This is a genomic window from Methylobacterium goesingense (assembly GCF_022179225.1).
GTDB lineage: Bacteria > Pseudomonadota > Alphaproteobacteria > Rhizobiales > Beijerinckiaceae > Methylobacterium > Methylobacterium goesingense.
Window position 1 is genome coordinate 1 of the sequence record NZ_BPQL01000207.1, and the last position, 4,095, is coordinate 4,095.

4 protein-coding genes are annotated in these 4,095 nt (G+C 69.0%); 3 read left to right on the forward strand and 1 reads right to left on the reverse strand.

Annotated elements, in window-relative coordinates:
- Positions 1-52: 52 nt before the first annotated feature.
- Positions 53-1,390 (reverse strand): omega-aminotransferase AptA, encoded by a 1,338-nt coding sequence (aptA, locus tag MFF30_RS24750; protein ID WP_238282873.1) that lies wholly within the window; start codon positions 1,388-1,390, stop codon positions 53-55.
- Positions 1,391-1,567: 177 nt separating this feature from the next.
- Between aptA and MFF30_RS24755 the strand changes: the two genes are divergently transcribed.
- The 3 genes from MFF30_RS24755 to MFF30_RS24765 all read left to right on the forward strand — a co-directional run.
- On the forward strand, positions 1,568-2,116 hold the full coding sequence (locus MFF30_RS24755; RefSeq protein ID WP_238282874.1) for a cupin domain-containing protein: 549 nt from the start codon (positions 1,568-1,570) through the stop codon (positions 2,114-2,116).
- Between the two features lie 234 nt (positions 2,117-2,350).
- Positions 2,351-3,568, forward strand: a complete 1,218-nt coding sequence (locus MFF30_RS24760) for an ABC transporter substrate-binding protein (RefSeq protein ID WP_238282875.1) — start codon at positions 2,351-2,353, stop codon at positions 3,566-3,568.
- A gap of 154 nt (positions 3,569-3,722) precedes the next feature.
- The coding region (locus MFF30_RS24765) for a branched-chain amino acid ABC transporter permease (RefSeq protein WP_238282876.1) at positions 3,723-4,095 on the forward strand (373 nt) is incomplete at its 3' end.

Consider the following 4,095-nt stretch of genomic DNA (forward strand, 5'->3'; position numbering starts at 1 on the left):
GCGAAATCGCGGTGGGCATCGAGAATCCTGACGGACGGAGAGTCGGAAGAGTTCAGGCGGCGCGGGCGATGGCGTCGCCGAGGATCGACGCCATGGTGTCGATCTGGTCGCGCTCGACGATGAGCGGCGGCGACAGGGCGACGATGTCGCCGGTGACCCGGACGAGCAGGCCGCGCTCGAAGCAGTCGACGAAGACGTCGTAGGCCCGCGCGCCGGGCGCGCCCGGGCGCGGCGCCAGCTCGATGCCGGCCACGAGGCCGATGGTGCGGATGTCGATGACGTGTTGCGCGCCGCGCAGGTCGTGCATGGCGCCGGCCCAATCCTCGGCGAGGTCCGCCCCGCGGGTCAGCAGGCCCTCGGCCGCATAGATGTCGAGGGTGGCGAGGCCCGCCGCGCAGGCCACCGGATGACCCGAATAGGTGTAGCCGTGGAACAGCTCGATCACGGCCTCGGGGCCGTGCATCAGGGCGTCGTGGACGGCGCGCTTGCAGAACACCGCGCCCATGGGCAGCGTGCCGTTGGTCAGGCCCTTGGCGGTCGTGACGAGATCGGGCACCACGCCGAAATAGTCGGCGGCGAAGGGCGTGCCGAGGCGGCCGAAGCCGGTGATGACCTCGTCGAAGATCAGCAGGATGCCGTGCCGGTCGCAGATGGCGCGCAGGCGCTCGAGATAGCCCGTCGGCGGCAGCAGCACGCCGGTGGAGCCGGCCACCGGCTCGACGATGCAGGCCGCGATGGTCTCGGCCCCGTGGAGCGCCACGAGACGCTCGAGGTCGTCGGCGAGGTCCGCCCCGTGCGCGGGCAGGCCCTTGGAGAAGGCGTTGCGCTCAAGATCGTGGGTGTGGCGCAGGTGGTCGACGCCCGGCAGCAGGGGAAAGACGCGGCGGTTGTTGACGAGGCCGCCCACCGAGATGCCGCCGAAGCCGACGCCGTGATAGCCGCGCTCACGCCCGATCAGTTTTGTGCGCGTGCCCTGGCCGATGGCGCGCTGGTAGGCGAGCGCGATCTTCAGGGCGGTGTCCACGGATTCGGAGCCGGAGCCGGTGAAGAACACCCGGTCGAGCCCCGCCTCCGGGCCGCCCGGCGCGATGGCGGCGAGGCGCTCGGCGAAGTCGAAGGCCGCCTGGTGGCCCATCTGGAACGAGGGCGCGAAGTCGAGGGTGGTGAGCTGGCGCTCGACGGCCGAGGCGATGGCCTGGCGCCCGTGTCCGGCATTCACGCACCACAGGCCGGCGGTGCCGTCGAGGACGCTGCGCCCGTCCGTGGCGGTGTAGTGCATGCCCTTGGCCGAGGCGAGCATCCGCGGCGCGGCCTTGAACTGCCGGTTGGCCGTGAACGGCATCCAGTAGGCGTCGAGCCCGGGGGCGTTGGCGGCGTGGTGGTGATCCATGGCGATCCTCGGGGGACGTCTATGATCCCGAAGGAGGCGCCGATTGCGCGGGACGAACAAGTCCTTTTCTTTCCCGCACGATGTGCTTGAAAACATGGGGCCCGCGAGGGCAATGTCGGTGAATCCTGAACATCTCTAACAGGGCGCTCCGCCCCAGAGGCGACCGCGAGGATTCCGATGAGCATCGATCTCGGCGCACGCCTGCGCACCGTCCGCACGAGCCACGGGCTGTCGCAGCGGGCGCTCGCCAAGCGCACCGGCGTGCCGAACTCGACGATCTCGCTGATCGAATCGAACGGCGTGAACCCGTCCGTCGGCGCCCTGAAGCGCATCCTCGACGGCATTCCCATCGGCCTGTCCGAGTTCTTCGCGGTGGAGCCGGAGCGCCCGCGCAGGGCGTTCTACCGGGCCGACGAACTCACCGAGATCGGCAAGGGGCCGATTTCCTACCGGCAGGTGGGCGACAACCTGTTCGGGCGCAGCCTGCAACTCCTCAAGGAGCGCTACGAGCCCGGCGCCGATACCGGCCGCGTGCCCCTGGTCCACGAGGGCGAGGAGGGCGGCATCATCCTGTGCGGCCGCCTGGAGGTGACGGTGGATGCGGAGCGCCGCATCCTCGGGCCGGGCGATGCCTATTCGTTCGAGAGCCGCCGCCCGCACCGCTTCCGCTGCGTCGGCCCCGTCGCCTGCGAGGTGGTAAGCGCCTGCACGCCGCCAACCTTCTGAGGCTTCGCCGTATGCGCGCCTGGCGGGTGATGCTGGCGCGGACGCACGTATTTGTTGTCGAAGTACCGGGTCTGATCGCGATCGGGGCAAGATCTGCCCGTCCTGTTGGCTTTCGAGCGTGTTTCGCACAGGTGCAGCGCAACATGAGCCGAGCGGCTTGACGGATCAGGACAAGCACCGTCCTTTGTGCGGAGAAAGATCCTCTGCCAAAGCCCGTGATCAAGGAACAATGTTGTGCGTGATCGTCGTGCGTTTCTGAAGACCTCGCTCACGGCCGGCGCTTTCGCCGCCTCCGGACTCTCGCTTCCGGGCCTGCTGCGGGGCGCACGCGCGGCGGAGGGCCCCCTGGTGATCGGGGCACCGCTGCCGATCTCGGGGGCCTTCGCCGCCAACGGCAAGTTCGCCTCGCTGGGCGCCGCCTTCGCCGCGCAGGAGGCCGGCAGCGTGCTCGGCCGCAAGGTTTCGGTCGCCGATATCGACACCGAGGGCAAGCCGGCCCCCGCCGCCCGCAAGGTGCAGGAGGCGATGGGCCAGGGCACCCGGCTGTTCGCGGGCGGCATCCTCTCCTCCGAGGCCCTGGTGATGGGCAAGGAGGTCACGAAGGGCGACGGGGTCTTCATCACCACGGCGGGGGCCGACGAGATCACCGGCTCCGACTGCAATCGCGGCACCTTCCGCTGGACGGTACCGACCTTCGGGGCCATCGCGCAGACGGTGCGCCCGCTGATCGCGCAGATGCCCCAGGCCAAGCGCTGGTACACGATCACCCCGCAATACGTGTTCGGCGAGGGCCTGCTGAGCGCCGCCAAGGCAGTGTTTCAGGAGAAGGGCGTCGAGCACGTCGGCAACAGCTACCACTCGCTGGCCGAGAAGGAGTTCAGCGGCTACCTGACCAACGCCATCGCGGCCAAGCCCGACGTGTTGCTGCTCCTCAACTTCGGCTCGCAATCCTCGGATGCGCTGCGCCAGGCGGTGAGCTTCGGCCTTAAGAAGCGCATGACCATCGTGCTCGCCTGGGCCTCGGGCCTGGAGCAGTTCGAGGCGCTGGGCGCCGACCTCTGCGAGGGCGTCTATTTCGGCGCCCAGTACTGGCATGGCATCGACTCGCCCCTGAACAAGGCCCTGGTGACCAAGGTCCGCGAGACCGCCAAGATGACGCCGAACTACTCCTTCGCGGGCTCGTACCAGATCACCAAGCTGCTCCTCGACGCGGCCGCGAAGGCCGGCAGCGCCGACGGCCCCGCCGTGATCAAGGCCCTCGAGGGCCTGCGCTACGCGGGCCTCACCGGCGAGGAGGAGATCCGCGCCGCCGACCATCAGGTCATCAAGGATTACTATCTGCTCAAGGGTAAGGCGAAGTCCGCCATGAAGGACAAGGATGATTTCGCGGAGGTGATCCAGTCCGGCAAGTCGTTCCTCTCGCCCGAGGCGGCCGGCTGCAAGATGGCGTGAGGGCCCCTCCCTCCCCCCTTCTGGGGAGGGATCGAGGGTGGGGGTGGTTCCGCTTGTCTCCGAGACCTGAGGGTCCCCCAACCACCCCCACCTCCAACCCCTCCCCACAAGGGGGAGGAGGGCCGCGTCGAGCCACACTCCGCCGGGAGACCCCGTGACCTACCTGTTCCAGATCCTGAACGGCCTCGGCCTCGGGATGCTCTACTTCCTGCTGGCCGTGGGCCTGAGCATCATCTTCGGGCTGCTGCAATTCGTGAACTTCGCCCACGGGGCGTTCTACCTGCTGGGAGCCTATCTCACCTATGAGGGCGTCGAGCGGGGCCTGAGCTTCTGGGTCGCGATGCCGCTCGCAGCCCTCGTGGTCGCGGGGGTGGCGGGACTGACCGAGCGGCTGCTCCTGCGCCGGGTCTACAAGCTGCCCCACACCTTCCACATCCTCGTCACGGTGGGGCTCGCCCTGGTGGTGCAGGAAGCCGTCATCATCGTCTGGGGGCCCATCGGCGGGAACGTCGCCCCGCCGGAGGCCT